This window comes from Halorhodospira sp. 9621 (genome assembly GCF_022228055.1).
Taxonomy (GTDB): Bacteria; Pseudomonadota; Gammaproteobacteria; order Nitrococcales; family Halorhodospiraceae; genus Halorhodospira; species Halorhodospira halophila_A.
Map to the genome: position 1 here is coordinate 25,999 of NZ_JAJNRD010000012.1, position 25,520 is coordinate 51,518.

General features: G+C 67.6%; 26 protein-coding genes. 21 read left to right on the forward strand and 5 right to left on the reverse strand.

The window, feature by feature from the left end; all coding sequences use genetic code 11:
- Positions 1–86: 86 nt before the first annotated feature.
- Genes puhA through LRF89_RS07445 form a run of 5 tightly spaced genes read left to right on the forward strand, consistent with a single transcriptional unit; the run spans position 87 to position 4,495 of the window.
- Positions 87–923 (forward strand): photosynthetic reaction center subunit H, encoded by an 837-nt coding sequence (gene puhA, locus LRF89_RS07425; RefSeq protein WP_238632486.1) that lies wholly within the window; start codon positions 87–89, stop codon positions 921–923.
- Positions 920–1,558: a photosynthetic complex putative assembly protein PuhB gene (gene puhB, locus LRF89_RS07430; protein WP_201242189.1), complete on the forward strand. Its 639-nt coding sequence runs from the start codon at positions 920–922 to the stop codon at positions 1,556–1,558. Before puhA ends, puhB begins: the two co-directional genes overlap by 4 nt.
- Before the next feature lie 40 nt (positions 1,559–1,598).
- Positions 1,599–2,084: a photosynthetic complex assembly protein PuhC gene (gene puhC / locus LRF89_RS07435; protein WP_201242190.1), complete on the forward strand. Its 486-nt coding sequence runs from the start codon at positions 1,599–1,601 to the stop codon at positions 2,082–2,084.
- The gene (puhE, locus tag LRF89_RS07440) at positions 2,084–2,905 is read left to right on the forward strand and encodes a putative photosynthetic complex assembly protein PuhE (protein ID WP_201242191.1); all 822 of its coding nucleotides are present in this window, start codon (positions 2,084–2,086) and stop codon (positions 2,903–2,905) included. Before puhC ends, puhE begins: the two co-directional genes overlap by 1 nt.
- A 9-nt stretch (positions 2,906–2,914) precedes the next feature.
- The gene (locus LRF89_RS07445; RefSeq protein WP_238636849.1) at positions 2,915–4,495 is read left to right on the forward strand and encodes an alpha/beta hydrolase; all 1,581 of its coding nucleotides are present in this window, start codon (positions 2,915–2,917) and stop codon (positions 4,493–4,495) included.
- Positions 4,496–4,517: 22 nt separating this feature from the next.
- Here the strand turns inward: LRF89_RS07445 and bchJ are convergent, their stop codons facing one another.
- The 3 genes from bchJ to LRF89_RS07460 all read right to left on the reverse strand — a co-directional run bounded on the left by bchJ (position 4,518) and on the right by LRF89_RS07460 (position 7,484).
- Complete coding sequence (bchJ, locus tag LRF89_RS07450) at positions 4,518–5,126, reverse strand: bacteriochlorophyll 4-vinyl reductase (RefSeq protein ID WP_201171023.1); 609 nt, start codon at positions 5,124–5,126, stop codon at positions 4,518–4,520.
- A 10-nt stretch (positions 5,127–5,136) separates the two neighbouring features.
- Complete coding sequence (bchE, locus tag LRF89_RS07455) at positions 5,137–6,813, reverse strand: magnesium-protoporphyrin IX monomethyl ester anaerobic oxidative cyclase (RefSeq protein WP_201171021.1); 1,677 nt, start codon at positions 6,811–6,813, stop codon at positions 5,137–5,139.
- Between the two features lie 242 nt (positions 6,814–7,055).
- Entirely contained in the window at positions 7,056–7,484 is a 429-nt protein-coding gene (locus LRF89_RS07460) for a high-potential iron-sulfur protein (protein WP_201171020.1), read from the reverse strand.
- Between the two features lie 218 nt (positions 7,485–7,702).
- Here LRF89_RS07460 and idi point away from each other — a divergent pair, with 218 nt between their 5' ends.
- From idi to LRF89_RS07495, 7 genes are all read left to right on the forward strand, one after another.
- Positions 7,703–8,230, forward strand: coding sequence for an isopentenyl-diphosphate Delta-isomerase (gene idi, locus LRF89_RS07465; RefSeq protein ID WP_238636850.1), 528 nt, complete (start codon positions 7,703–7,705; stop codon positions 8,228–8,230).
- A 96-nt stretch (positions 8,231–8,326) separates the two neighbouring features.
- The gene (bchI, locus tag LRF89_RS07470) at positions 8,327–9,355 is read left to right on the forward strand and encodes a magnesium chelatase ATPase subunit I (protein ID WP_238636851.1); all 1,029 of its coding nucleotides are present in this window, start codon (positions 8,327–8,329) and stop codon (positions 9,353–9,355) included.
- Positions 9,352–11,235, forward strand: coding sequence for a VWA domain-containing protein (locus LRF89_RS07475; RefSeq protein ID WP_238634403.1), 1,884 nt, complete (start codon positions 9,352–9,354; stop codon positions 11,233–11,235). The genes bchI and LRF89_RS07475 overlap by 4 nt, the downstream gene beginning before the upstream one ends.
- A 16-nt stretch (positions 11,236–11,251) precedes the next feature.
- Positions 11,252–12,163: an alpha/beta fold hydrolase BchO gene (bchO, locus tag LRF89_RS07480; protein ID WP_201171011.1), complete on the forward strand. Its 912-nt coding sequence runs from the start codon at positions 11,252–11,254 to the stop codon at positions 12,161–12,163.
- A gap of 31 nt (positions 12,164–12,194) precedes the next feature.
- Positions 12,195–13,721: a phytoene desaturase gene (locus tag LRF89_RS07485; protein ID WP_201242196.1), complete on the forward strand. Its 1,527-nt coding sequence runs from the start codon at positions 12,195–12,197 to the stop codon at positions 13,719–13,721.
- Positions 13,702–14,796: a phytoene/squalene synthase family protein gene (locus LRF89_RS07490; protein WP_238634402.1), complete on the forward strand. Its 1,095-nt coding sequence runs from the start codon at positions 13,702–13,704 to the stop codon at positions 14,794–14,796. Before LRF89_RS07485 ends, LRF89_RS07490 begins: the two co-directional genes overlap by 20 nt.
- Before the next feature lie 33 nt (positions 14,797–14,829).
- Positions 14,830–14,976 (forward strand): hypothetical protein, encoded by a 147-nt coding sequence (locus tag LRF89_RS07495; RefSeq protein ID WP_201171005.1) that lies wholly within the window; start codon positions 14,830–14,832, stop codon positions 14,974–14,976.
- Positions 14,977–15,031: 55 nt separating this feature from the next.
- Here the strand turns inward: LRF89_RS07495 and LRF89_RS07500 are convergent, their stop codons facing one another.
- Complete coding sequence (locus LRF89_RS07500) at positions 15,032–15,751, reverse strand: carotenoid 1,2-hydratase (RefSeq protein WP_238634401.1); 720 nt, start codon at positions 15,749–15,751, stop codon at positions 15,032–15,034.
- A gap of 155 nt (positions 15,752–15,906) precedes the next feature.
- Complete coding sequence (crtD, locus tag LRF89_RS07505; RefSeq protein WP_201242198.1) at positions 15,907–17,469, reverse strand: 1-hydroxycarotenoid 3,4-desaturase CrtD; 1,563 nt, start codon at positions 17,467–17,469, stop codon at positions 15,907–15,909.
- An 84-nt stretch (positions 17,470–17,553) separates the two neighbouring features.
- Here crtD and LRF89_RS07510 point away from each other — a divergent pair, with 84 nt between their 5' ends.
- The 9 genes from LRF89_RS07510 (at position 17,554) to pufA (ending at position 25,398) form a co-directional block, all read left to right on the forward strand.
- Positions 17,554–18,429 carry a polyprenyl synthetase family protein gene (locus LRF89_RS07510; protein ID WP_238632477.1) on the forward strand — a complete coding sequence of 292 codons (876 nt, stop codon included), beginning with the start codon at positions 17,554–17,556 and terminating at the stop codon, positions 18,427–18,429.
- Positions 18,426–19,571 carry an acetylserotonin O-methyltransferase gene (locus LRF89_RS07515; protein WP_238634398.1) on the forward strand — a complete coding sequence of 382 codons (1,146 nt, stop codon included), beginning with the start codon at positions 18,426–18,428 and terminating at the stop codon, positions 19,569–19,571. Before LRF89_RS07510 ends, LRF89_RS07515 begins: the two co-directional genes overlap by 4 nt.
- Positions 19,572–19,614: 43 nt before the next feature.
- Positions 19,615–20,598, forward strand: a complete 984-nt coding sequence (gene bchC / locus LRF89_RS07520) for a chlorophyll synthesis pathway protein BchC (RefSeq protein WP_201242201.1) — start codon at positions 19,615–19,617, stop codon at positions 20,596–20,598.
- The gene (locus tag LRF89_RS07525; RefSeq protein ID WP_238634397.1) at positions 20,598–21,524 is read left to right on the forward strand and encodes a chlorophyllide a reductase iron protein subunit X; all 927 of its coding nucleotides are present in this window, start codon (positions 20,598–20,600) and stop codon (positions 21,522–21,524) included. The genes bchC and LRF89_RS07525 overlap by 1 nt, the downstream gene beginning before the upstream one ends.
- A gap of 22 nt (positions 21,525–21,546) precedes the next feature.
- Positions 21,547–22,914: a chlorophyllide a reductase subunit Y gene (gene bchY / locus LRF89_RS07530; RefSeq protein WP_201170984.1), complete on the forward strand. Its 1,368-nt coding sequence runs from the start codon at positions 21,547–21,549 to the stop codon at positions 22,912–22,914.
- A complete protein-coding gene (gene bchZ, locus LRF89_RS07535; RefSeq protein WP_238636852.1) occupies positions 22,914–24,443 on the forward strand; it encodes a chlorophyllide a reductase subunit Z in 1,530 nt (509 codons plus the stop codon). Before bchY ends, bchZ begins: the two co-directional genes overlap by 1 nt.
- Positions 24,444–24,555: 112 nt before the next feature.
- Positions 24,556–24,789: a hypothetical protein gene (locus tag LRF89_RS07540; protein ID WP_238632474.1), complete on the forward strand. Its 234-nt coding sequence runs from the start codon at positions 24,556–24,558 to the stop codon at positions 24,787–24,789.
- Positions 24,790–24,957: 168 nt separating this feature from the next.
- The gene (pufB, locus tag LRF89_RS07545) at positions 24,958–25,182 is read left to right on the forward strand and encodes a light-harvesting antenna LH1, beta subunit (protein ID WP_201170961.1); all 225 of its coding nucleotides are present in this window, start codon (positions 24,958–24,960) and stop codon (positions 25,180–25,182) included.
- Between the two features lie 12 nt (positions 25,183–25,194).
- The gene (pufA, locus tag LRF89_RS07550) at positions 25,195–25,398 is read left to right on the forward strand and encodes a light-harvesting antenna LH1, alpha subunit (protein ID WP_201170958.1); all 204 of its coding nucleotides are present in this window, start codon (positions 25,195–25,197) and stop codon (positions 25,396–25,398) included.
- Positions 25,399–25,520: the final 122 nt, after the last annotated feature.

The window sequence follows — 25,520 nt, forward strand, 5'->3', positions numbered from 1 at the left end:
GCGTGGCAGGGTTAGGCAAACGTCATCGTCGTCTCGTACAGGCCACGCCGTTCAATCGGTAAGGCCCTTTCGAGTGGAGGTTCGTTATGGAAGGAACTGGCGCTCTTACTGACTACATGAACGTAGCTCAGATGACGCTCTACGCGTTCTGGCTCTTTCTGGCCGGCTTGATCGTCTATCTGCGGATGGAGGACAAGCGCGAGGGGTATCCGCTGCAGGCGGAAGCCAACGAAAACTGCAACCGGACCCCGGAGAAGAAGCTCGGCTTCCCGGCTCCGCCGAGTCCCAAGGTCTTCAAGCTCGCGGACGGCCGCAGCATCCAGGTGCCGCGTGCCGAGAAGACCGACTATGAACTCAACACCCAGCTGCGTGCGGAGCCGACCGCGCCTTGGGACGGTGCGCCCCTGGAGCCGACCGGCAACCCGATGGTTGATGGCCTTGGTCCCGCCGCGTGGGCCAAGCGTGAGGACGAGCCGGAGGTCACCCACGGCGGCAAGCAGAAGATCTGCCCGCTGCGGGTTGCCACCGAGTTCGAGGTGGGCATGAGTCGTGATGTCGCCCGCTTCTGGCCGGAGATTGATCCTGACCCGCGTGGCTACCAGGTGCTTGGTTGCGACGGCAAGGTCGCCGGTAAGATCGTGGATATCTGGGTCGATCGTGGCGAGCTGCGCCCGATGTACCTGGAGATGGACCTCTCCGGCGTGGGTTCCAGCGGCGACCGAGTCCTGCTGCCGATCAACTTCGCCCGCGTCGGCTACGACAGCAAGGTGCGCGTCAACGCCATCACGGGGCAGCAGTTCACCGATGTCCCGCGGCTGCGTGAAGCGGATCGCATCTCGCCGCAGGAAGAGGACTTCATCACCGGGTACTTCGGCGGTGGTGTCCTGTACGCGGTGCCTGGCCGCACGGAGCCGTTCCTTTGAGGACGCACGAGTTCGAACCCATCCCGGGGCTCCCCGAGGAGCTCCCGGATGGGGAAGAGATCCTGTGGCAGGGAAAGCCCGCTTGGTGGTCGCTCGCCAAGCGGGCGCTTCATGTCCGCAAGGTTGCCGCCTACTTCGTCATCGTCGGCACGTGGTTCGCCACGGACGCGCTGCTCCAGGGCGAAGGGGCGGTGGCCGCGGGCGGTTACGCCCTGAACCAGCTGCTCATCGGTGCGGTTGCAGTGGGCCTGCTCATGGCACTGGCTTGGTGGATGGGCACTACCACGCTCTACACCATCACCAACCGGCGTGTGGTGATGCGTATCGGGGCGTCGTTACCCACGACGGTCAATCTGCCGTTTGACCGCATCGAGGCAGCGAACCTGGCCCAGCACAGGGACGGCACGAGTGACGTTTCCCTGCGGCTGGATGAGGGCGAGAAGGTCCGTTTTCTGCTATTTTGGCCCCACGTTCGGCCCTGGCGGCTGAGCCCCCCCGAGCCGACCCTCCGGGTCATCCCGGATGGCGACGAGGCGGCGCGGATTCTGGCCGAGGCGCTGGAGGCCCACCGGGCACGGGAAGAGGGTACGCAGACCGCCTCCGGGGTCGATCAGGAAGCCGCCGCGCACTCCTGAGTGCGGCGGCATTGACCTTCGCCGGAGAGACGATCTGACCATGGCTTCTTCCGACAACGACGAGCATCTTAAGGCAGGACCGATCTCCAAGGTCATTATGCCGGTGACCGCCTTGGGGCTCATCCTGATGCTGACCGTCTACGTGCTTTACACCGAGTTGGTCCTCGGCACGACCGGGACGGATTTTCAGCCCCCGGTGGCTGAGCGTGCGCTGTCGTTCCACGATGTGGATGGCGAGATCGTCGTCCGTGATGGCCGCACCGGCGAGGAGCTGGCGAGGGCTGGCGAGGGCGAGGAGTCGTTTATGCGCCAGACGGTTCGGCAGCTCGCCCAGTCGCGGGTCCGGACGGGCGGCAGTGACGAGGTCCCATTCATCCTCAAGGGGCGCGCGGACGGACGGCTCATCCTCGAGGATCCGGTCACCGGGCAGGGGGTCGACCTGGCCGCGTTCGGTGAGGACAACGCCGGCGCCTTCGTCCGTTTCCTGGACACTGAGGACGAAGAGAACGGCGTCGAGGGGCCGTAATGGTCGAATACCTGCTGCCAGCGCTCTTCGCGCTGTTTCTCTGGTGGTTCAGCACCGGCGTGGTGATCTATCTGGACAACCTCCCGGTGCATACCTTCCGCTGGAGCATGCTCGGTGGGACCGTCGGGCTCGGGATGGGGCTCTACGGGGTGGCGATTAGCAGCACCGACACCTCGGTTGGCGGTGCCTACATCGCCTTTACCAGCGCTTTGCTGATCTGGGCGTGGGTGGAGCTGAGTTACTATACCAATTACCTTACCGGGCCACGGCAGATCCGTTGCCCGCCGGACTGCTCGGGCTGGCGTCACTTCGGTCATGCGCTGCAGAGCAACGTCTACCACGAATTGGCCATCCTAGTGCTCGGCGTCGTGCTGGCGATCCTGACCTGGGGGGACGGCAATCTGGTGGCGCTGTGGACCTTCCTGGTGCTGGCCTGGATGCACGAGAGCGCGCGGGTGAACGTATTCCTCGGGGTGCGCAATCTCAACGAGGAGTTCGTGCCGGAGCACATGCAGTTCCTGCGCGGTTTCATGCGGCGGCGCCCGATGAACCTGTTTTTCCCGTTTTCGGTGAGTGTCTCTACCGTTGCGCTGGTGCTTCTGGTTCAGGCCGCTATGGCCCCGGGGGTTGATGCGTTCACCGCCGTGGGGCTGACGCTGGTGGCGACTCTGATGGCGCTAGCCATCCTGGAACACTGGTTCCTGGTCATCCCCATGCCCACCGCCTTCCTTTGGCATTGGGGCCTCAAGGCGCGCAACCGGGGCACGCGGGAAGTGGCTGCCAAGCCGGCCGACGCGGACGCCTCCTCCTCCTCGGGGTGACCGCCGAAGATGGCTGGCAGTGGACGCTCTGCGCGGTGGGATCTGGGGCTGGCACTGGCTGCGCTGATCGCTATCGGCGTGGCGCTCCATCAACTTTTCGGCGACGAGGTCGGCATTGAGCGCGAGGTGCTGACCATCGCTGATACACCAGCTACGATCTATCGGCCGGAAGCCGGTCAACCGGGGCCGGTCGTGCTTGTCTCCCACGGGTTTGCCGGCTCGCGCCCCCTCATGGATCCCTTCGCCCTGACGCTGGCCGGTAACGGCTATACCGTGGTCAGTTTTGACTACCTCGGCCACGGTCGGAATCCACGCCCGTTGCACGGTGACATCACCGCACAGGATGGCGCAGCTCAGGCGCTGGTGGAGCAGACGGAGCGGGTGGCCGACTACGCTTGGGCGGAATTGATGGGCGAGGCTGAGCCCATGGCCGTCCTTGGCCACTCCATGGCGTCGAACATCATCGTACGGTTCGCGCAGCAGCGGGACGATGTGGTGGCCACGGTGGGGGTGTCCATGTTTGCGCCGACCGTGGATGCCGAGACCCCGGCCAACGTAATGAGTGTGGTTGGGGGGTTCGAGCGTCGTCTGCAGGAGGAGGGTCAACGCGTGGTGGCGATGGCCTTTGCCGAGCTCGAGCCCGAGGACGTGGAGTTCGGGCGGACCTACGGCGACTTCGGCGACGGCACTGCGCGGCGCATTGCGGTGGCGCCGGGGGTCGAGCACGTGGGTGTGCTGTACAGTCAGGTCAGCCTGAAGGAGGCGGTGGCCTGGCTGGATCAGGCGTTCGAGCGCGACAGCGACGGTTGGGTGGCGGCCCGCGGGCCGTGGGTGGCCCTCCTGCTGGCGGCGGTGATCACCCTGGCGCGGCCGGCTGCGCGCCTGCTGCCGCGGGTGGCCGTGGTCGGGCAGGGAGCGGGTGCCGGATGGCGGCGTTTGGCCGTTGTTGCCGGTGTCCCGGCGCTGGCGACGCCACTGGTGCTTGCGCCGGTGCCTACCGACTTCCTGCCGGTGGTGATCGGCGACTACGTTGCCATCCATTTCGGGGTTTACGGGCTGCTGAGTACGGTCCTGCTGTGGTGGACCGCGGGGCGGCCCGGCGTGCGGGATATCGCCGCCGCCGTCGGCGTGTCCGGACGCACCGGGGGGCGCTGGCTGCTCGGCGCTGCTGCGGTCACCGCCTACTGCCTGGTCATCCTTGGTGCGGTGCTCGATCAGTTCGTGACCGTTTTCTATCCCTCCATCGAGCGGCTGCCGCTGATGCTAGCGATGGTGGCCGGCACGCTGCCGTACTTCCTCGCCGATGAGTGGCTGAGCCGGGGGCAGGGGATGCGCCGCGGCGCCTACGCCGCCACCAAGGTGCTCTTCCTGGTCTCGCTGGGACTGGCGGTGGCACTCGATCCGCAAGGGCTGTTCTTCCTGCTGCTCATCGTCCCGGTGGTGGTGGTCTTCTTCGCGGTCTACGGGCTGTTCAGTCGGTGGGTCTACCGGCACACGGGGCATCCGCTGGTGGCCGGCTTGGCCAACGCGGTGGCGTTCGCCTGGGCGCTCGGAGTGACCTTCCCCATGTTGGGCGGTCCGGCCGGCTGATATCGCGGCGGGCGGAGAGAAGTCAGCGGTAGCGCAGCTCGAAGACGCAGCGTTCGTCACCAGCGGCCGCGCAACGGGTCTCGCGGATGGTGGAGTCGCCGTGGACGAGCGACCGGAACAGGTGCTCAAAGGCGGCGGCATGCCAGTGGCAAACCGGCCCTTCGGCCCGCTCGCCGGCGATGACCGGGTTGTGGGCCAGCTCCAGCAAGCAGGGTCGACCCTTGCGAATGGTCAGCTGTCCGGAGCCGACAAACGTCCAGGCGTGCTGGGAGATGGCCTTGAGCAGCATTGGTCCGGCCAGGACCGGCGGAAGAAACCGCAGCAGGGCCCGGATCGGGGCGGGGATGCGGTTGTTCAGGACGTACTCCCCGGTCCGCTCGCCTGCCTCGCGCATCACCCGCGCGCCCCGGTCGGCGCCGAGTTCGCGTCGTACGCACTGGTGGAGTGCGGCGACCGTTGACTCCGGAACCATCGCCTCTGGGGGATGCTCGAGCCAGTCGGATAGCCCAGCGGCGTCAAAGCACCGCCGGGCGGTATCCTCGTCTTCGAGGGCGGACAACGCCGCCGCAACCTGAAGGATCGCGTTCGGCCCGATGCGGGCCTCTTCATGTTGCCCGGTCGCTGCGTCCACTCTGGAACCCTCAGACTTCGTCGGTCTCAGCAGCCTTCTGCTGCTTGTCCTTGCCGGGGACTCCGTCCCGGTGGACCTGCACGGTGGCTTCCGCCGGGGTGCGTTCCGTCTCCGTGCCCGCCTTGTGAGACCGGGCAGCCTTGATTTCTTCCTTGGATGCGTGCTCCTCGTACTCCGCCCGCTGTGCCTCGGAAAGGGTCCGCGATTTGTCGAAGTTCTTCTCGATGTTCTCGCTGACCTTCTTCCGGGTTTGCGGACCCCAGTAGCCATGCTTGCCCAGGTCGTAGAACTTGCGCTGGAAGCCAGCCTTGAGGAAGGCCTTGAGGCAGCCGAAGAGATACTTGCGCCGGTCACCGGTCCCCGCCCACGGGTAGGAGAACAGCGCCTTGCGCATGTAGAAGCGCCGGTAGTTGCTCATCGTACGATCGAGCAGCTCGCCGCGGTCCATGGCCTGCGGCTTGATGATCGGCGTCACGAAGTTGTACTTCTCGAAGTCGTACACCTCCACGGTGTCCTTGAGCTCGCGGAACAGGTCCGAGAACGGCCAGGGGGTGTACATGGCCCAGTTGGCCAGGTCCGGCTTCCAGTCCTGGGCCATCTGGTAGGTCTCTTCGAGCGTCTCGGCGGTTTCGTTCTCGAGACCAACGATGAACTGAGCCTCGACCACGATCCCGGCGTTGCGCAGGAGTTCGATCGCCTTCTTGTTCTGGGCGACGGTGGTCTCCTTGTTGAACCGGTCCAGCTTGAGCTGCGCGGCTGCCTCTGTGCCCAGCGAGACGTGGATCAGGCCGGCCTTGCGGTAGAAGGGCAGGAGTTCCTCGTCGCGCAGCACGTCGGTGACACGGGTGTTAATGCCCCAGAGGATGCCGCGTTCCGGGAGTCCGCGGTCGATCAGCTCCTGACAGAACTCGATGAACTTCTTGCGGTTGATGGTCGGCTCTTCGTCGGCAAGGATGAAGAATCCGACGTCGTGCTCGTCGGCAAGCTTCTCGATCTCGTCCACGACCTTCTTCGGATCGCGGATCCGGTAGTCGCGCCAGAACTTCCACTGCGAGCAGAACGAGCAGGTGAACGGGCAGCCCCGCGCCATGTTGGGGATGGCGACTCGGGTGTTGAGCGGGATGTAGGTGTACTTTTCCCACTCCAGGATGCCCCAGTCCGGCTCGATGCTGTCGAGGTCCTTGATGGTCGGCGCCGCCGGCGTGGCGACGATCTGCTCGCCGTCGCGGTAAGCGATCCCGAGGATGGACTCGCGCTCATCGGGCCAGCGCCCCTCGTCAACCGCGCGGGCGAGGTTGACCATGATCTCCTCACCCTCGCCACGGACCACGGCGTCAATCCAGGGCGCCTCGCTGAGGACCTGCTTGTACATGAAGGTCGGGTGGATACCGCCGATGAGGGTGACGACCTCGGGGTCAACCTCCTTGGCGATCTCCAGGCTTCGCTCGGCGACGTAGATCGAAGGCGTGATCGCCGTCGTCGCCACGATGTCCGGTTTTTCCTTCTCCAGTTCCTCGCGGATGTACTCGTCGGAGAAGTTGTTGGTCATCGCGTCGATGAACCGAATGTTGTCGTAGCCGGCGCGCTTGAGATGGCCGGCCAGGTAGGCGACCCATGCCGGGGGCCAGTTGCCCGCGATTTCCGCACCGCCCGAAGAGTAGTTGGGATGGATAAAGACGATACGCATGGGTCGAGCCTCCGCGACTGCCTTGGTAACTGCGTGATTCGGTCTATCCGCGTAACTTGCACGGCTAGACCGCCTGCTGTCTAGGGTCCTTGACGCTGGATCTTCGATGGTTGACCGATATCGTGATCGGCCGCGCCAATAAGACGTCGCCGGGCGCCTGGATCAGGCAGCCCGGCGGTCTCTGGCGCAGCAACCGGGGCGCTCCCGCCCGGCTGGTTCACCCCGTACCTGAAGCGGTGGGGTCAGCCCCGCCGCAGCTGGTCCGCGGGGACGTCGCGGGGACCCACCTCGGCGGCATCACCGGCGTCTTCCCAGGCCCAGCACCAGCCGTTGGCATTGACCAGGCGCTTCTCGTCCATGCCGAAGGCGGCGCAGTAGCCGTGGTCTCCGTCCTCCTCGTGGGGGACGTAGAGCAGGCAGTTGGCGCAGAACTGGTGGCTTTCGAAGCGGGGATGGTCCATGTCGGCGTCGGCCTGATTATGCACGTAGCCGATGCCCTTGGCCTCCGGCGCATCCTCGCTGATGATCTCCCAGGTCCGGTCGTTGCCGTTGTTGTTGTCATCCGCCATGGCCTTGGAGCCGAACAGGCTCGCGGCCGGGATCGCCGCCGTGCTCATTAGGCCCAGGCGCAGGAACTTGCGGCGGGAGCGGTCACACGGTTTCTTGCTCATCATTCTGGCTCCTCTCACGTCAGGGTCGAGGTGACCTTCCAATGCACCACCCCGGCCGACTCAGGGGGCCGGTGATGGATCTTTCCAGTATACGGTTCTGTGCGACGTAACGGCGCATTTGCCAGCGTTTAGAGAATGGTCGTACTATCGCGCCAGGCGCAAGGGGGGCGCGACGATGTTGCCCAATGCGCGCCGAGGTCTCTAGCGGGGAGGACACGATGGAGCACGTGGTGATCGTCGACCCGGAAGGGCAGCGCGTCGGCACCGAAGAGAAGATCCGCGCCCACGCCGACGGCGGGACCCTGCACCTGGCGTTCTGCGTGCTCGTGTTCAGTCCGCGCGGTCATTTGCTCCTGCAGCGTCGCGCCGATAGCAAGTACCACTTCTCGGGGCTCTGGTCGAACTCCTGCTGTGGCCATCCGCGGCCCGGCGAGGGCGTCACCGAGGCGGCCGAGCGCCGCCTGGGCGAAGAGTTCGGTTTCACGACCCGCTTGCAGCCGGTTTCGCAGTTTACCTACCACGCCGAAGATCCTCATACCGGGCTCGCCGAACATGAATACGCCCATGTGCTGATTGGCCGCGCCCTGGACGATCAGCCCGCCCCGGATCCGGCCGAAATCGGCGCATGGGCCTGGGCGGCCCCGTTGCGGATTCAGGCGGATACCGAGCAGCATCCCCGGCGTTACACGCCGTGGTTCCGGCGTCTGATTCGTGAGCAGCCGGTCGCGGAGTGGGCGGCCCGGTAGGGCTGTACCGGGCGTGTCCCTCTGTTAATCTGCGCGCGGGCCGGGCGGCCCGTTTCCGCAAGGTCACTGACTCCAAAAACTGGGACGGCACAATCCATGGCACCAGCGTTTCCCTTCTCGGCGATCGCCGGGCAAGACGAGATGAAGCTCGCGATGACCATTGCCGCGGTGGACGGCTCCATCGGCGGTGTATTGGTCTTTGGCGACCGCGGCACCGGCAAGTCGACGGTAGTCCGTGCCCTGGCCGGGCTGCTGCCGACGATTCGCGCAGTGTCTGACTGCCCGTACCACTGCAACCCGGATCACGACGATACCCTCTGCGATCACTGCCGGGAGCAGACCCAGGCGGGCAAGCAACTCAACGTGCAAGAGATCAACGTGCCGGTGGTGGACCTGCCGCTGGGGGTGACCGAGGACCGTGTCGTCGGTGCCCTCGACCTCGAGCAGGCGCTGACGCGGGGGGAAAAGGCCTTCGAGCCGGGGCTTCTGGCACGCGCCAACCGCGGTTTTCTTTATATCGACGAGGTGAACCTCCTCGAGGATCACATTGTTGATCTCCTGCTTGACGTGGCCGCCAGCGGCGAGAACGTGGTCGAGCGCGAGGGGCTCAGCGTGCGCCACCCGGCCAAGTTCGTCCTGATTGGCAGCGGCAACCCTGAGGAGGGAGAGCTTCGCCCGCAGCTGCTCGACCGTTTCGGGCTGTCGGTGGAAGTCTCCACGCCGGAAGACCTGCACACGCGCATGCAGGTGGTCCGCCGGCGCGATGAGTACGAGTCCGACCCGAAGGCGTTCGTGCGCAAGTGGGCGGATCATGACGCCGAGGTGCGGGAGCGCATCGAGCGCGGACGCCAGCAGCTGCCGCACGTCGAGGTCACCGATGAGATCCTTGAGCGCACGTCGACGCTGTGCATCGCCCTGGGCACCGACGGGCTCCGCGGTGAACTGACCCTGATCCGTGCCGCCCGCGCTGCCGCTGCCCTCGAGCAGGCGGGTCAGGTCGAGGTCAAGCACCTGCGCCAAGTGGCGAGTGTGGCGCTGCGCCATCGGCTGCGCCGCGATCCCCTCGACGAGTCCGGGTCCACCACCCGGGTCCAGCGAGCCGTGGAGGAGCACCTGCCTGCATGAGCGCCGCGCTCGATTACACCAACGCCGAGTCCGCCTGGGAGGATGCGACGTGCGCCGCGGCGCTGCTGGCGATCGACCCCCCCGGCGTGGGGGGGGTATGCCTGCGCTCGCTGCCCGGGCCGGTGCGCGAGCGCTGGGTGCAGATCGCCCGTGAGCTGCTGCCCGCGGGTACGCCCTGGCGCCGCATCCCGATCAATATCTCGGACAGCCGCCTGCTAGGCGGGCTCGACCTGACCGCTACGCTGCGTTCCGGCCGGCCAGTGGTCGAGCGCGGGGTGTTGGCCGAGGTCGATGGCGGCGTGGCCGTGCTGGCGATGGCTGAGCGCATTGCGCCGGCCACGGCCGGCAAGCTGGGGGCCGTGCTCGATAACGGCGAGGTCCGGCTGGAGCGGGACGGCCTGGCCGATCGGATGACGAGTCGTTTCGGGGTGATCGCCCTGGACGAGGGGGCCGAGGAGGACGAGCGGCCGGTGGGACCGCTCCGGGACCGCCTGGGTTGCCATCTCGAGCTTAACGGGATTCCGGTCCACGTCGCTGGCGGCTGCGAGTACACAGCGGAGGATGTCGCTGCGGCCCGCGAGCGCCTGGACCAGGTCACTTGCTCCGACGACCTCGCCGAGGCCCTGTGTGCCGGCGGGCTGGCGCTCGGCATCGGCTCGCTGCGCGCACCGCTGCAGGCCCTGCGCGCCGCCCGGGCGGCCGCAGCGCTGGATGGGCGGACCGAGGTCAGCCAGGAGGATGTTGCCCTGGCCACCCGCCTGATCCTGGTGCCGCGGGCCACCCGCATTCCGGAGATGCAACAGCCGGAACAGGAGCAGCCCGAAGAGCAGCAGGAGCCTGAACAGCAGGAGGCCGAGCAGCAGGAACAGGAGGAGTCGCCCCCGCCGCCAGAACAGGAGACGGATGAGGAGCGGCCGGAGGATGACGGCGGCGAGCAGGACCAGCCCGAGGAAGGGCCGGACGAGGAGGACGACGAAGAGCAGGCGCCGGCGGAGATCCCCGCCGAGGTGGTGCTCGATGCAGCGCGTGCCGTACTGCCTGACAACCTGCTGCAGCAGATGAAGATCCGGGAACTGGCCCAGCGCAACCGCTCGCAGACGCCGGGGCGGGCCGGTGCCCTTCAGCAGGGCGGTGGGCGCGGCCGGCCGGCCGGGGTGCGCCCGGGCAGTCCCGGTGGCGGGGCTCGGTTGAATGTTGTGGAGACCCTGCGCACGGCGGCCCCCTGGCAGCCCCTGCGGCGCCAGCACGACCAGACCGGCCGCCGGGTGATCGTCCGCCCCGAGGACTTTCGTATTACCCGGTTCAAGCAGCGCAGTCAGACGACGACCATCTTCGCGGTGGACGCCTCGGGGTCATCAGCCATGCACCGCCTCTCCGAGGCCAAGGGCGCCGTGGAGCTGCTGCTGGCCGAATGCTACGTGCGTCGGGACGAGGTGGCGCTGGTTGCCTTCCGGGGCCGAGGGGCTGAGGTGCTGCTGCCGCCGACGCGCTCGCTGACCCGCGCCAAGAAGGGGCTTGCCGGGCTGCCCGGGGGAGGCGGCACGCCGTTGGCTGCAGGCATCGATACCGCCCGACAGCTCACCGACGAGGTCCGCCGCAAGGGCGCCACCCCGGTGTTGATCCTGCTCACCGACGGCCGCGCCAATGTCACCCGTGAAGGGGTGGGCGGTCGGGAGAAGGCGCAGCAGGAGGCCACCGAGTCGGCTCGCGCCATCCGGGTGATGGGGATCCGGGCTCTGGTGGTGGACACCTCGCCGCGGCCGCGGCCGATGGGTCGTGAGCTGGCCGAGGCCATGGGCGCCGAATACCTGCCCCTGCCGCGTGCCGATGCCTCTTCGATCAGCTCAGCGGTGCAGGCGGTGACCGGTACCGGGCGCTAGACCTAGGAGGGAGGCCATGGGAGCGGGTTTGGCCTGGGAGCGGGAGGCTGCCGGGTGGCCGAACCACAAGGCGAGCCGTTTCGTCGACGCGGGCGGGTTGCGCTGGCACGTCCAGGTCTACGGAGAGGGGCCGCCCGCCCTGCTGCTGCATGGCAGTGCCGCTTCCGTTCACTCCTGGCGCGATTTCGGCCCGCGGCTGGCTCGGCACTATACCGTGGTCGCGCCGGACCTGCCGGGTCACGGATTCAGCGCCCCGCCGCCGCGCCGCCTGCAGACTCTGGGCGGGGCCGGGCAGGGGATCGCCGAACTCCTCCATGCGCTTGAGCTGTGTCCACGGGTGGCTATCGGCCACTCGGTGGGCGCAGCGCTGCTGGCGCGCATGGCCCTCGACGCGCGGATCCGCCCGGATGTGCTGATCAGCATCAACGGCGCCTTTCTGCCCTTCAGCGGCATCGCCGGCCACCTGTTTCCCACCACCGCCCGTCTCCTGACTTACAACCCGCTGGTCCCCTTCTGGCTCGCTTTTCGTGCCCGCAACCGGGATTTCCTCGCGGATGTGCTGGCGCGCACCGGATCCCGGATCGACGAGGCGGGTATCGACCTCTATCAGCGGCTGGCCACCCACCCAGGGCATGTGGCCGCTGCGCTGGGGATGATGGCCCGCACCCATGACGGTCTCTACGCGCTGATGGAGGATCTGCCGCGGCTGACCGTGCCGCTGGTCCTGTTCGCAGCCAGTGGGGATCGCACCGTGCCCCCGGCGCAGGCCGAGCGGGTTCGGCTGCGGGTGCCGTCGGCGCGACTGGAAACCCTCTCCGACCTTGGCCATCTGGCGCACGAGGAAGCACCGGATCGGGTGGCCGAGCAGGTCCTGGCCGCCATCCGCACGACCGCGCCAAAAGGTCGCGGTGAAGCGGATGTTCGTTGACATAGTCCCGACCGTACTTAAGGTGAAACCTATGCGAATGAATCCTGATGCTCCTGCACCCGCTGTCGGCGGTCAGTCTCCCCACGCCGTGGTCATCGGGGCCGGCTTCGGCGGGCTGGCGGCGGCCATCCGTCTCGGCGCGCGTGGCTACCGGGTCACCGTGGTGGACCGTCTGGACGGACCAGGGGGGCGGGCCTACGTGCATCATCAGGACGGATTCACCTTCGATGCCGGGCCGACCATCGTGACCGCGCCATTTCTCTTCCGGGAACTCTGGGAGCTGGCGGGTCGGCGCTTTGAGGACGACATCGACCTGCGCCTGATGGACCCCTTCTACCGGGTCCGTTTCGATGACGGCAGTCACTTCGACTACACCGGCGATCCGGAGCGGATGCGGGCCGAGGTGGAGCGCTTCGCACCCGGCGATGTCGATGGCTACCACCGCTACATGGCGGCCAGCGAGGAGATCTTCCGGATCGGCTTCGAGGAGCTCAGCTACAAGCCGTTCAACCGGTTTACCGACATGCTCCGCGTGGTCCCGGACCTGATCCGGCTGCAGAGCTACTACAGCGTTCATGGGCTGGTTTCGCGCTACGTCAAGGACGAGCGGCTGCGTCAGGTGCTCAGCTTCCACCCGCTGCTCATCGGCGGCAACCCGTTTTCGGTGACCTCGGTCTACTGCCTGATCGAGTACCTTGAGCAGCACTGGGGGGTCCACTACGTCATGGGTGGTACGGGCAGGCTGGCCAGCGGCATGGCCGATCTGATCGCCGGGCAGGGGGGCGAGGTCCGTTACAACGCCGACGTCGAGGCGATCACCGTGGATCAGGGGCGGGCGACCGGCGTGGAGCTGAGCAGCGGCGAGCGCATCGCGGCCGATGTCGTTGTATCCAATGCCGATGCCGCCTGGACCTACCGCAAGCTGGTGCCGGCCAGTGCCCGCCGCCGCTGGAGCGATCGCCGCCTGGACCGGGCGCGCTACTCCATGGGTCTCTACGTCTGGTACTTCGGTACCCGCCGCCAATACCACGACGTGCCGCATCACACCATCCTCATGGGGCCACGGTACAAGGAGCTGATCCGAGACATCTTCGAGCGCAAGGTGCTGGCGGAAGACTTCAGCCTGTACCTGCATCGGCCGACGGCCACCGATCCGTCCCTGGCGCCGGAGGGGTGTGACGCGTTCTATGTGCTCTCGCCGGTGCCCCACCTCGGTGGGGACGTGGACTGGGAGGCGCAGGCCGAGCCCTACCGGCAGGCGATCTCGCAGTACCTCAGCGAGACGGTCCTGCCCGGGCTGGAGGAAGAGCTCGTGACCTCCCTGGTGGCCACGCCGCTTGATTTCCGCCACCGGCTGAAGTCGTGGCTCGGCACCGGCTTCAGCCTGGAGCCGGTGCTCCAGCAGAGCGCCTGGTTCCGCCCGCACAACCGCAGCGAAGACGTCCAGAACCTTTTCCTGGTCGGTGCCGGTACGCACCCCGGCGCCGGCCTGCCCGGTGTAGTCTCATCCGCCAAAATCCTCGACGAGGTAGTCCCAGATGCTCGTACCTTCGCCTGATCCAAGCCTGGCGCCGGAGCCGTACCTGCTCCATACCGATCGCCGAGCTTGTCGGGCCCTGCTCAGCACCGGGTCGCGGACCTTCATGGCGGCTTCCTGGCTGCTCCCGCGGGAGCAGCGGGATGCCGCGACGGCCCTTTACGCCTTCTGTCGCGAAGCGGATGACGCCGTGGACGAAGGACCGGGTGATGCGGCGGCCCTGGCCGCGCTCCGTGAGCGCCTGGAGGCGGCCTACGCCGGCCGGCCCCAGTCGCACCCGGCGGACCGTGCCTTTGCCTGCGTCGCCCACTACTACAACATCCCGCAAACCTTGCCGGGGGCCCTGATCGAGGGGTTTCGCTGGGACGCCGAGGGACGCGGCTACGAGACCATCGAGGAACTCTACGAGTACGCCGTGCGCGTTGCCGGGACCGTCGGCGTAATGATGTCGCTGCTTATGGATGTGCGCAGTCCGTCCGCCCTGGCTCGGGCCTGCGATCTTGGGATCGGCATGCAGCTGACCAACATCGCCCGCGATGTGGGTGAGGACGCGCGGCGTGGCCGGCTCTATCTGCCGCGGCAGTGGATGCGCGAGGCCGGCGTCGACCCGGACGCCTTCCTCGCCCGGCCGCGGTTCTCGTCGGAACTCGGCGGCGTCATCCAGCGACTGCTGCGGGACGCCGATCGCCACTACGAACGGGCGATGCCGGGATTCCACGCGCTGCCTCGCCGGGTGCGTCCCGGCCTGTGCGCAGCACGTCTGCTCTACGCCGAGATCGGCCGCGAGCTGGAACGCCGCGGCTGTGACTCGGTGAACCAGCGGGCCGTGGTCAGCGGGCAGCGCAAAGTGCGTGTCCTCTCTCAGGTTGCCTCGACGCTGGCCGCCGCGCCGCGGGACGATTCGGCGCCGGCCTTGCCTCAGGGGCAGTACCTGATCGATGCTGTCAGGCAGGTTCCCGAGGCCGTCGGCCCGCCGGGGCGCTTAGAGGGGCAGGTCGCCTGGGTGCTGGGCCTGTTCGAGCGCCTCGAGCGGATGGACGCGGAGCGCCTGGAGCGTATGGACGCCGCCCGCTCCGGGCGTCAGGTCTCCGGATAGTCCGGGCGGCATCGCTGCGCGGAGGGGCGGTCGATGGATCTGCCCGGTTTCATCATCTTCAAGCTCGCACTCGTGGCTTTGGCCATGGCCTACGCCGTACGCGAGATCGTGATCATGCGCCGCGACCTGCGGCAGATCCGCGAGGAGCGCGAACGCGATCGGGACGGCGCCGGACGCTGACAGGCCACGGGCAGCCGGGGCTGCTCGTGGCGACGGTCGCCGCTTGCCCAGTACCTCAGCCGGTACGCGTCACGCGGCGAGGCATCCGGAATGGCAGCAAGGGTTTGACCCAGGCGCTGGCGAAGCGGTTGAGGTCTAGGCTTTCGTGGACCGCTCGCAACGGGCGGCCGTCCACCGCCGTATCGACCAGGGAGCGCGCGTAGAACGGCGTGTCCTCCAGGGTCTCGATGAGTCGGGCCTGCTCCGGGGCGTCGGCCGGGATGCGCCTGCGGATGCCCCACAGCGCCGTTGGCAGGGGGGCCGATGCCGGAGCAGGGGCCTCGCTGACCGCCCCCTGCCGGTCGAAACGGATCGTCTTGCGGTACGCCTCCCCCTGCCGGGGGGTGACGTCGTAGAGCACCGTGGTGCCGTCGGCATCGCTGGCGCGCGACCAGTGCCAGCCGCTGAATCCGTCCTCCAGCGGTTCATCGCCGGCGTTGGTGTCGAGGTAGCCCTCGCCCTCCCAGCGGACCCGCGGCTTCTCCAGCTCGACCTGGACCCGGGCGCAGGGGGCCAGGGCACACCAGCGGTGGCGGCCAGCGGGGTCGAGAACCAGCGCCTGGTCGTTGGCGACCCGGGGGGTCAGGCGAATGCGGCCGCGCAGGTACGCCGGGCGCGGGAAGGTTAGCTCGTCGATGTCCAGCAGGAGCTCCCCGTCCACCCACCGCGCCTGGCTGGGGCCGACGACCAGGGTGTCACGGTCGCGTCGCAGCGCGTGTCGGTCCCGTTCGGTCATGCACCAGTGTCCGCGCTTCTCGCCGTAGAGGGCGACGTTGAAGGCGCAGTGGTCCTCCGGAATGGGCGTCCCGCGCTGCCGTGCCCACGCATAATAGGGTGAGAAGACGCTGCCGACGAACAGGATGACCGTCAGCCCGTGACGGCCGTCATCGCTCAGGGCGTCGAGGTACCACCAGACGTAGCCCCCCGAAGGGACCGTGTGACGGAAGTCAGGTCGGCCAGCACTTGCGCCGCCGCCAGGCGCCCGGACATCATCGCCATCGGCAGACCCGCCCCCGGGTGCGTGCTGCCCCCCGCCAGATAGAGCCCCGGCACCCGCGTGCGCGCCGCTGGACGCTGAAACGAGGCCCGCCACCCGTGGCTGGCCATCCCGTACAACGCCCCGCCCGTCGCCGGGTAACGCGCCTCGAAGTCCGTGGGCGTGTGGATGACCGGCGTCTCTTCCGTGGGCTGGATGCTGAGGCCGCAGCGCTCCAGGAGCGAGAGGGTCTGGTGCTGGCATTGTTGGATCTCCGTGTCGCTGAAGCTTTTCCGGTCGCCTTGGGCCGGCGCGTTGATCAGGCAGAGGAGGCGCTCGGGGCCGGCAACCGACTGCTGGTCGTGGCGATCCTGGGCGCAGATATAGACCGTTGGTTCCGGGGGCGGCTCGCCGCGGCGGAAGACGGCCTGGAACTCGTCTGCGTAGTCGCTGCTGAAGAAGACCGAGTGATGGTGAAGCGGGAACCCCCCGGTCTCGGCCCGCCAGTTCCAAGTGATCGCGGACTGCGAGCGGGTCCGGGGCGGCTGTCTGCGCACCGCCGAGCGCAGGTGGTCGCCGAAGAGCCCGCTGGCCAGGGCGGCGGCATCGCCGTTGCTGACGACCGTCCCGGCTGGCAGGAACTCGCCGTGGGCCAGTTCGACGCCGCTGACCCGGCCTCGGGCGGTTTGGATGGCCCGTGCCCGGGTGGCGCAGCGCAGTTCGACCCCGCACCGTTCAGCGAGCCCGGCCAGAGCGGTGGCCAGACGGTGCATTCCGCCCTCGACCTGCCAAACTCCTTCCGACTCCACGTGGGCGATCAACATCAGTGTGGCTGGTGCCTCGAACGGGGAGGAGCCGCAGTAGGTTGCGTAACGGCCGTAGAGTTGTCGCAGGCGCGAATCGTGGAAGTAGCGGCCAAGAGCTTGCCAGAGGGTGGTGAACGGACTGATGCGCAGCATGGCGCCGAGGTTGCGGTACCCGACGCGGTGGAAAAGACCCAGCGGGGTAGTGCGCTGTGCGCGCATGAACGTGTTGTCCAGCGTGTCGTGGATCTCCGCGGCGCGGCGGCAGAAGGCACGGAAGCGCCGCGCCTCGGCGGGGCCTGCGAACTCGCCGATCGCCTCGGCGGATTGTCGTGGATCGGCAAACAGATCCAGCTGCCCGCCTTCGACCCAGGCGTGCCGGGCCAAGCGCTCAACGGGGCGCAGTCGCAAATGGTCCTCAAGGCGTTCCCCCGCGTCGGCGAAGAGTTCCTCGAAGGCACCGCGCATGGTGAAGACCGTCGGCCCGGCGTCCAGCCAGGCGTTACCGATGCGCACCGGGCGCAGTTTCCCTCCCGGTGTCGGTGCCTGTTCAACCAGGGTGACTTGCAGTCCGGCGCAGGCCAGGTCGATGGCGGTGGCGAGCCCGCCGACACCGGCGCCGATCACCACGGCGTTCTGTTCTCCTGCGGCTGGGCTTCGCATCGACGTTGACATGGGGTGGGTCCCTGACTAGCGTACTCGACGACTCACGTCTTCCCTGGAACGCAAGCCTACACGCCGCCGGCGGGAGGGGGCTACATGGAACCAAGCAAAAGAATCGAAAGCGCCCTGGAGGCCGCAGTGGCCCGGGCAACGGCTGCCCCGGCCCCGCCACAGCTGGCGCATGCCGTGCATCATGCCGTATTTGCCGGCGGCGCCCGCGTCCGGCCGCGCCTGTGCCTGACCGTCGCTGCGGCCTGTGGCGATGATCACCCCGAGCTGGCCGACGCGGCGGCCATCGCTATCGAGTTGATGCACTGTGCCTCGCTGGTCCACGACGATCTGCCGTGCTTCGACGATGCGGCGACGCGTCGCGGGCAGCCGTCGGTGCACGCCGCCTACGGCGAGCGCTTGGCTGTACTGGCCGGCGATGCGCTCATCGTCCACGCGTTGGAGACGTTGGCGCTGCAGGTGCCCCAGGCCCCGCAGCGGGCCGGTGCCCTGCTGGCCACGGTGACCCGGGCAACCGGTATGCCCTACGGCATTACGGCCGGGCAGGCCTGGGAGTCCGAGCCGGAAATCCCGGTGGCGGAGTATCACCAGGCCAAGACCGGCTCGCTGTTCGCGGCTGCCACCGTTGCCGGAGCCATCGCCGCCGGCGCCGAGGAGCAGGCCGATCGGTGGCGGACGGTAGGCGAGCGGTTGGGCGAGGCGTATCAGGTCGCCGATGACCTGCGTGACGCTGTCGGGGCCGAGGATGAACTCGGCAAGCCCACCGGCCAGGACTCGTCCCACGGCCTGGCTAACGCGGTCTCGGAGCACGGCCTTGAGGGGGCCAAGGAGCGTCTGGATCGGCTGGTGCAGGAGGCGGTCGACGCGGTTCCGGACTGCGCCGGTGCCGAGCAGCTGCGCGCCGGTATCCTCGAAGAGATGGAGCGGGTCCTGCCCAAGACGCTGGGCCGCAGCGCGGCGTGATCCGTAGCTGGCGAGACAGCCGATGGCGGGATCGCCTGCATGACTGGCGAGACCGCCTGCTGGCCAGCCCCCGTTTCCATCGGCTGGCGGCACGCTTCCCGCTGACCCGGCCAATCGCCCGACGGCGCTCCAGCGAGCTGTTCGACCTGTGTGCCGGGTTCATCTACTCGCAGGTCGTTCTGGCCAGCGTGCGCAGCGGCCTGCTGGATCTGCTCAACGAGGGGGCGCAGCCCCGGGAGCGTCTGCTGAACCGCCTCGGGCTGCCGGAGATGGCGGGGCAACGGTTGCTCGAGGCAGCCGAGGCCTTGCGCTTGGCAGAGTCTCGCAGCGCAGGGCGGTACGGTCTCGGTGACCTGGGGGCCGTGCTGGTGGCCGCGCCGGGCATCCGCGCCATGGTCGATCACCACGCCCTGCTTTACGAGGATCTTCAGGATCCGCTGGCGCTGCTGCAGGGCGAGCGTGGCGAGACCGCCCTCGGGCGTTATTGGGCCTATGCCGGCAACCAGTCGCCGGACGCGCTGACGGGCAGCGAGGTGGATGGCTACAGCGGGCTGATGGCTGCCTCGCAGCCGATGGTGGCCACCGAGGTGCTCGATGCCTATCCGCTGCGCCGGCACCGGAGGTTGATGGATGTGGGCGGGGGCGAGGGGGCCTTCCTGATCGCCGCTGCCCGTCGATGGCCCCACGTGCATGGGCAGGTGATCGATCTCCCCGCCGTAGCCGAACGCGCCCGTGCCCGTATCGCCGAGGCAGGCCTTGAAGAACGCCTGACCGCCGCGGGGGCCGACTTCTTCCGGGACGCTCTGCCCGCCGATGCGGATGTGGTCTCGCTCGTGCGCATCCTGCACGATCACGACGATGAAGAGGCAGCCCGGCTGCTAAAGAACCTGCACCGCAGCCTGCGCCCCGGAACCACGGTCCTGGTGGCCGAGCCGATGTCGGGGACACCGGGGGCCGAGCGGGTGGGCGGTGCCTACTTCGGGATCTACCTTTTCGCGATGGGGCGTGGGCGGCCCCGAACCGTGGCCGAAAACCGCGGGCTTCTCGAGGGGGCCGGGTTTGAGCAGATCCGGTTATTGCCAGGCTGCAATCCGCTGCAGGCCCGTGTAATTGCGGCTAAAAGCCGCAGCCTATCCCGGTGATCGACCAGCTTGACACACGGGGAAGTCAAGTTAGGCTGACACCATGTCTGACCCAAGCCCTGTATCGAATGCCGATCCGGGTGGGCCGTCCGGCGGCCCGTACTCGGCTCGTGCGGTCCTTTTCGAGGCCCCTGAGCGCCTCGCCCTTCAGGATGTGGCCTTGACGGACCCCGGGCCGGGGGACGTCGTGGTCGATATCGACTTCAGCGGGATCAGCACCGGCACCGAGCGCCTGCTCTGGAAGGGCACCATGCCCCAGTTTCCGGGGCTGGCCTACCCGCTGGTTCCCGGCTACGAGTCCGTGGGCCGGGTCATCGCGGCCGGGGCCGAGTCGGGGCGGCAGGAGGGCGAGGCCGTGTTCGTCCCCGGCGCCCGCTGCTACCGGGAGGTCAGCGGGTTGTTCGGCGGGGCCGCCTCGCGCCTGGTGGTCTCCGGCGAGCGGGTCATCCCGTTGCCGGATGGCCTCGGCGAGCGTGGCGTGTTGTTGGCCCTGGCCGCTACGGCGTGGCACGCGGTGGCCGAGGCACCCCCGGATCTGGTGATCGGCCACGGTGTGCTGGGCCGGCTGATAGCGCGCATCGGGGTGTCGCTCGGCCATCCTCCGACGGTCTGGGAGACCAACGAGGACCGGCGAACCGGTGCCGACGGCTACACGGTGCTGGAACCGGACAGCGATGAGCGCCACGACTACGCGCGCATCTGCGATGTCAGTGGCGATGCCGCGCTCCTCGATACCCTGATCGGGCGGCTGGCGCACGGAGGTGAGGTGGTGCTGGCCGGTTTCTACAGCGAGCGCCTGTCGTTCGCGTTCCCGTCGGCCTTCATGCGTGAGGCCCGGCTGCGTGTGGCGGCCGAGTGGCAGCGGGACGATCTGCAGGCCGTAACGCGGCAGATCGAGTCAGGGGCGCTCAGCCTCGACGGTCTGATTACGCACTGCCTCGATGCCGCCGAGGCGGCATCGGCCTACCGGATCGCCTTCGGTGATCCCGACTGTCTCAAGATGGTCCTCGACTGGAGAAACAGCTGATGAGCAGCGAGCAGCCGGCGAAAGAGACCCAGATCATCGCCATCTACGGCAAGGGCGGCATCGGCAAGAGCTTCACGCTCTCCAACCTCTCCTACATGATGGCGCAACAGGGCAAGAAGGTCCTGCTCATCGGCTGCGACCCCAAAAGCGATACCACCTCGCTGCTCTTTGGCGGGCGGGCCTGCCCCACGATCATCGATACCTCCTCGCGCAAGAAGGCCGCCGGCGAGACGTTGAGCATCGGCGACGTCTGCTTCAAGCGCGATGGGGTCTTCGCCATGGAGCTCGGCGGCCCGGAGGTGGGCCGCGGCTGTGGTGGACGCGGGATCATCCACGGGTTCGAGATCCTGGAGAACCTGGGGTTCCACGACTGGGACTTCGATTACGTCCTGCTCGATTTCCTCGGCGACGTGGTCTGTGGCGGGTTTGGCCTGCCCATCGCGCGTGACCTGTGCCAGAAGGTCATCCTGGTGGGGGCGAACGATCTACAGTCGCTCTACGTCGTCAACAACGTCTGCTCGGCGGTGGAGTATTTCAGCCGCCTGGGCGGGAGTGTCGGCGTCGCCGGGCTGGTGGTGAACAAGGATGACGGTACCGGCGAGGCGCAGGCACTCGCCGAGCAGGCTGAGATACCGGTGCTCTCGAGCATCCCCGCGGACGACGAGATCCGGCGCAAGAGCGCCAACTACGAGATCATCGGCTACCCGGGTGGTCCCTGGGGAGACCTGTTCGGGCAGCTGGCGCAGAACATCGCCGGTGCCCCGCCGGTCATGCCTCAACCCCTGAGTCACGACCAACTGCTCGGGCTGTTCAAGAGTGACGAGGTCGGCGGCGAGGTCGAACTCGTGCCGGCCACTCCGGAGGACATGTGCCCGCAGGGGGCGACCAGGAAGCCATCCCTGGAGATCGTCTACGACGATACCTGAGCCAGACCCCGGAGTAAGGGCCATGAACGATCGAGCGGGACCCCATGATCAACCCCAGACCATGTGCCCGGCCTTCGGGTCGTTGCGCGTGGGGCTGCGCATGCGCCGCACCGCCACCGTGGTGGCGGGTTCGGCTTGCTGCGTCTACGGGCTGACCTTCACTTCGCACTTCTATGGTGCCCGGCGCAGCGTTGGCTACGTGCCCTTCGACTCCGAGTCGCTGGTGACCGGGGGGCTGTTCGAAGACGTCCACCAGGCGGTGTACGACCTTGCCGACCCGGCGCGCTACGACGCCATCGTGGTCATCAACCTCTGCGTGCCGACGGCCTCCGGCGTGCCCCTGCGGCTGTTGCCCGAGGCGATCAACGGTGTCCGCGTGGTGCCGCTGGAGGTGCCCGGTTTCGGCGTGCCCACTCATGCCGAGGCCAAGGACAAGCTGGCGGCCGCCATGCTGCGTTACGCCCGGCAGGAGGCCGAACAGGGCCCTGTGGCGGCGCCGCGAAGTGGCCGGGGCGATCTGCCCACGGTGGCGCTGCTCGGCGAGATGTTCCCGGGCGATCCGGTCAGTATCAGCCGTTTGCTCGAGCCCATGGGCCTGGCGGCGGGGCAGGTGGTGCCGACGCGCGAGTGGCGCGAGCTTTACGCGGCCCTCGATTGCCGCGCGGCTGCCGCAATCCACCCGTTCTATACGGCGTCGCTGGCGGAGTTCGAAGCAGCGGGGCGGGCGCTGGTGCCCTCGGCCCCCGTCGGACGGGATGGCACCGCAGCCTGGCTCGAGGCGGTCGGAGCGGCCTGCGACGTCGGGCGTGCCGAGATCGACACGGCGAAATCGGCTGCGCTTCCCGCCATCGAAGAGGCCATCGCGGCTGCGCCGGTGCACGGCCGGATTACGGTCTCCGGATACGAGGGCTCCGAGCTGCTGGTTGCCCGGCTGCTCGTCGAATGTGGCGCGGACGTGCGCTACGTGGGCACGGCCGTGGGTCAGACGCGGTGGTCGGATCCGGATCGCGAGTGGCTCGAGGCGCGAGGGATCCCAGTGCGTTTCCGGGCGACGCTGGAGGACGATACCGCGGCGGTGGACGAGCACCAGCCCGATTTGGCCATCGGCACCACACCCGTGGTCCAGCACGCCAAGGAGCAGGCCATTCCCGGCCTGTACTTCACCAATCTGATCTCTGCGCGACCGTTGATGGGGCCGTCGGGGCCAGGGGCGCTGGCTCAGGTTATCAACGCCGCGATCGGGAACAAGGAGCGCTTTGACGCCATGAACGCATTCTTCGCCGGCGTGGGTACGGGCGAGACCGGCGGCGTGTGGAGCGAATCGCCGCAGATCCCGCCGCGGGTTGAGATCAAGGCGGGCGGCGTCGGGCGTTGTGGGGAGGGACGCTGATGCTCATCCCCGATCTTGATCGTGCTGGCGGATACTGGGGGGCGGTGTACGCGTTCACGGCCGTCAAGGGCCTGCAGGTGATCATCGATGGCCCGGTCGGGTGCGAGAACCTGCCGGTGACCGCCGTTTTGCACTACACCGACGCCCTGCCGCCGGACGAACTCCCGGTGGTCGTCACCGGCCTCTCCGAGGAAGAGCTCAACCGAGAGGGCACCGAGGGCGCCATGAAGCGGGCCCACGGCACCCTCGATCCCCAGCAGCCGACTGTCGTCGTAACCGGTTCCATTGCCGAGATGATCGGCGGCGGCGTGACGCCTGAAGGCACCGGGATACGCCGTTTCCTGCCGAGAACCATCGACGAGGATCAGTGGCAGGCCTCGGATCGGGCGCTGCGCTGGCTCTGGGAGCAGTTCGGCATGCGCCGCGGGCGCGCGCCGCGTCCGCGCGAACGGGAGGCCGGCGCGCCGCCGCGGGTCAACATCATCGGCCCGGCCTACGGGATGTTCAATATGCCCTCGGACCTGGCCGAGATCCGCCGGCTGGTCGAGGGCATCGGCGCGGAAGTCAATCTGGTCTTTCCTCTTGGTTGCCACGTGGATCAGATCCCGCGGCTGGTGGATGCTGACGTCAACATCTGCATGTACCGGGAGTATGGGCGCGGGCTCTGCGAGGCGCTCGGACGGCCCTATCTGCAGGCGCCGGTCGGCCTGCACAGTACGACGCGATTCCTGCACGCCCTCGGCGAGCAGCTCGGGCTCGATCCGGAGCCGTTTATCGAAAAAGAGAAACACACCACACTAAAACCGCTCTGGGATTTGTGGCGTTCTGTCACACAGGATTTTTACGCCACGGCCAGTTTCGGGATCGTTGCAGCACAAACCCATTCGCTGGGCATTCGGAAATTTCTTGAAAATGACCTGGGGATGCCCTGCAATTTCGCCTTCTCTCGGGCGCCCGGCGTCAAGATCGATAACGACGCCATTCGTGCCGCGATCCGCGGCAATCCGCCACTCGTGCTTTTCGGAAGCTACAACGAGCGGATGTATCTTGCGGAAGTAGGAGGACACGCCAGATATATCCCCGCCTCCTTCCCCGGTGCGGTCATACGCCGCCACACGGGGACCCCGTTCATGGGGTACGGTGGATCCTGTTACATCGTGCAGGAGGTTTGTAACGCGCTCTTCGACGCCCTGTTCCATATCCTGCCGTTGGGTACGGAAATGGATCAGGTGGAGGCCACTCTGGCCCGCGGCGTGCAACCGGAAAAAACGGCGCAGAATGTCGCAGCCGAATCCGAAGCCGCCCCGGCCGAGGCCTCCGAGACCCTGACCTGGGACGAAGAGGCTCGAGCGATACTTGACCGCTGGGTTCAGGAGCAACCGATGCTGGTCCGCATCTCGGCCACCAAGCGGTTGCGCGATGCAGCGGAACAGCGGGCCAAGGAGGCCGGCGAGACTCGAGTCACCGCAGCCCGGGTCAAGAGCTGCAGCGACGTGCTGCCAGGGTCGGGTCCGGGGCGCGGCAACTAAAGCACGAAAAGGGCGCGGCGAAAGCGCGCTATCCCGTTGAAGCCTTACGCGTTGTGCTTTGTTATAGACGGGTAGAGGCGCAGCGGAGAGTTCGACGAGAGGAGGCACTCCGATGGCACACGCAGTCAAAGCACGGCCGAACTCAGCGCGAGCCCGCCGCAAGGAAGAGGCGCAGTACCGCCTGCTGATGGCCGTCAGCTTCGCGGTCTTTCTGGTCGGCGCTCTTCTGGCCCGTCTCGTCCCGGCACGCTGGCGTGCTGCGCAGCAAAAGGGCGAGCGGCAGTCGGTAATCGCCGAGGCACGCGCGGCGGCGCAGACCTCGGTCCCCTTTGCCTTCATGAGCTGATGCGCGGCATTGGGCCGCAGCTCGCAGGGGAAGAGAGAACGAATAACCGATTTTTCTGATCGAGGATCCATCCTCGGTCGGGAAAAAAGCACCACCAAAGCGTGGTGACCAACCCGAGCCGCGCGGGGGCGCGCGGCGCAGGCGAAAAGTCGAACGGAGGAAGTAATTATGGCTGACGAGATGCGGAACGTTAGCGACGAGGAAGCCAAAGAGTTTCACGCGATGTTCTCTCAGGCCTTCACCGTCTACATCGGTGTTGCCGTTGTGGCGCACATCCTGGCCTGGGCCTGGCGTCCGTGGATCCCGGGTGACGAGGGCTTCGGTGCCGCTCTGATCGAGGGTGCCAACGCCGTCACCGCCGCTGTTCAGTCCATCGCGCCCATCGCTGCTTAAGGAGACGTAATCATGTGGAGAATGTGGAAGATCCTCGACTATCGCCGTACGGTGGTTCTGGCCCACGTGGGCATGGCCGTCCTGGCTCTGCTTATTCACTTCATCCTCCTGAGCACGGAGAACTTCAACTGGCTCCAGGGTAACCCCTACGGCGACGCCGAGTCGGCTGCCGAGGTCGCCGATGCTGCGGTCATGCCGCAGCAGCGGGAGGTCTAAGCACCCGAGCCCCCGGCTCTTCGGGAGGACCGCCCCGGTGTGCTTCACACCCGGGGCGGTCGCTCGCCGAAGGCTTCGGGATCCCTGAGGCGCCGTGTTGCCCGTGATGTGAGGACCCAGCC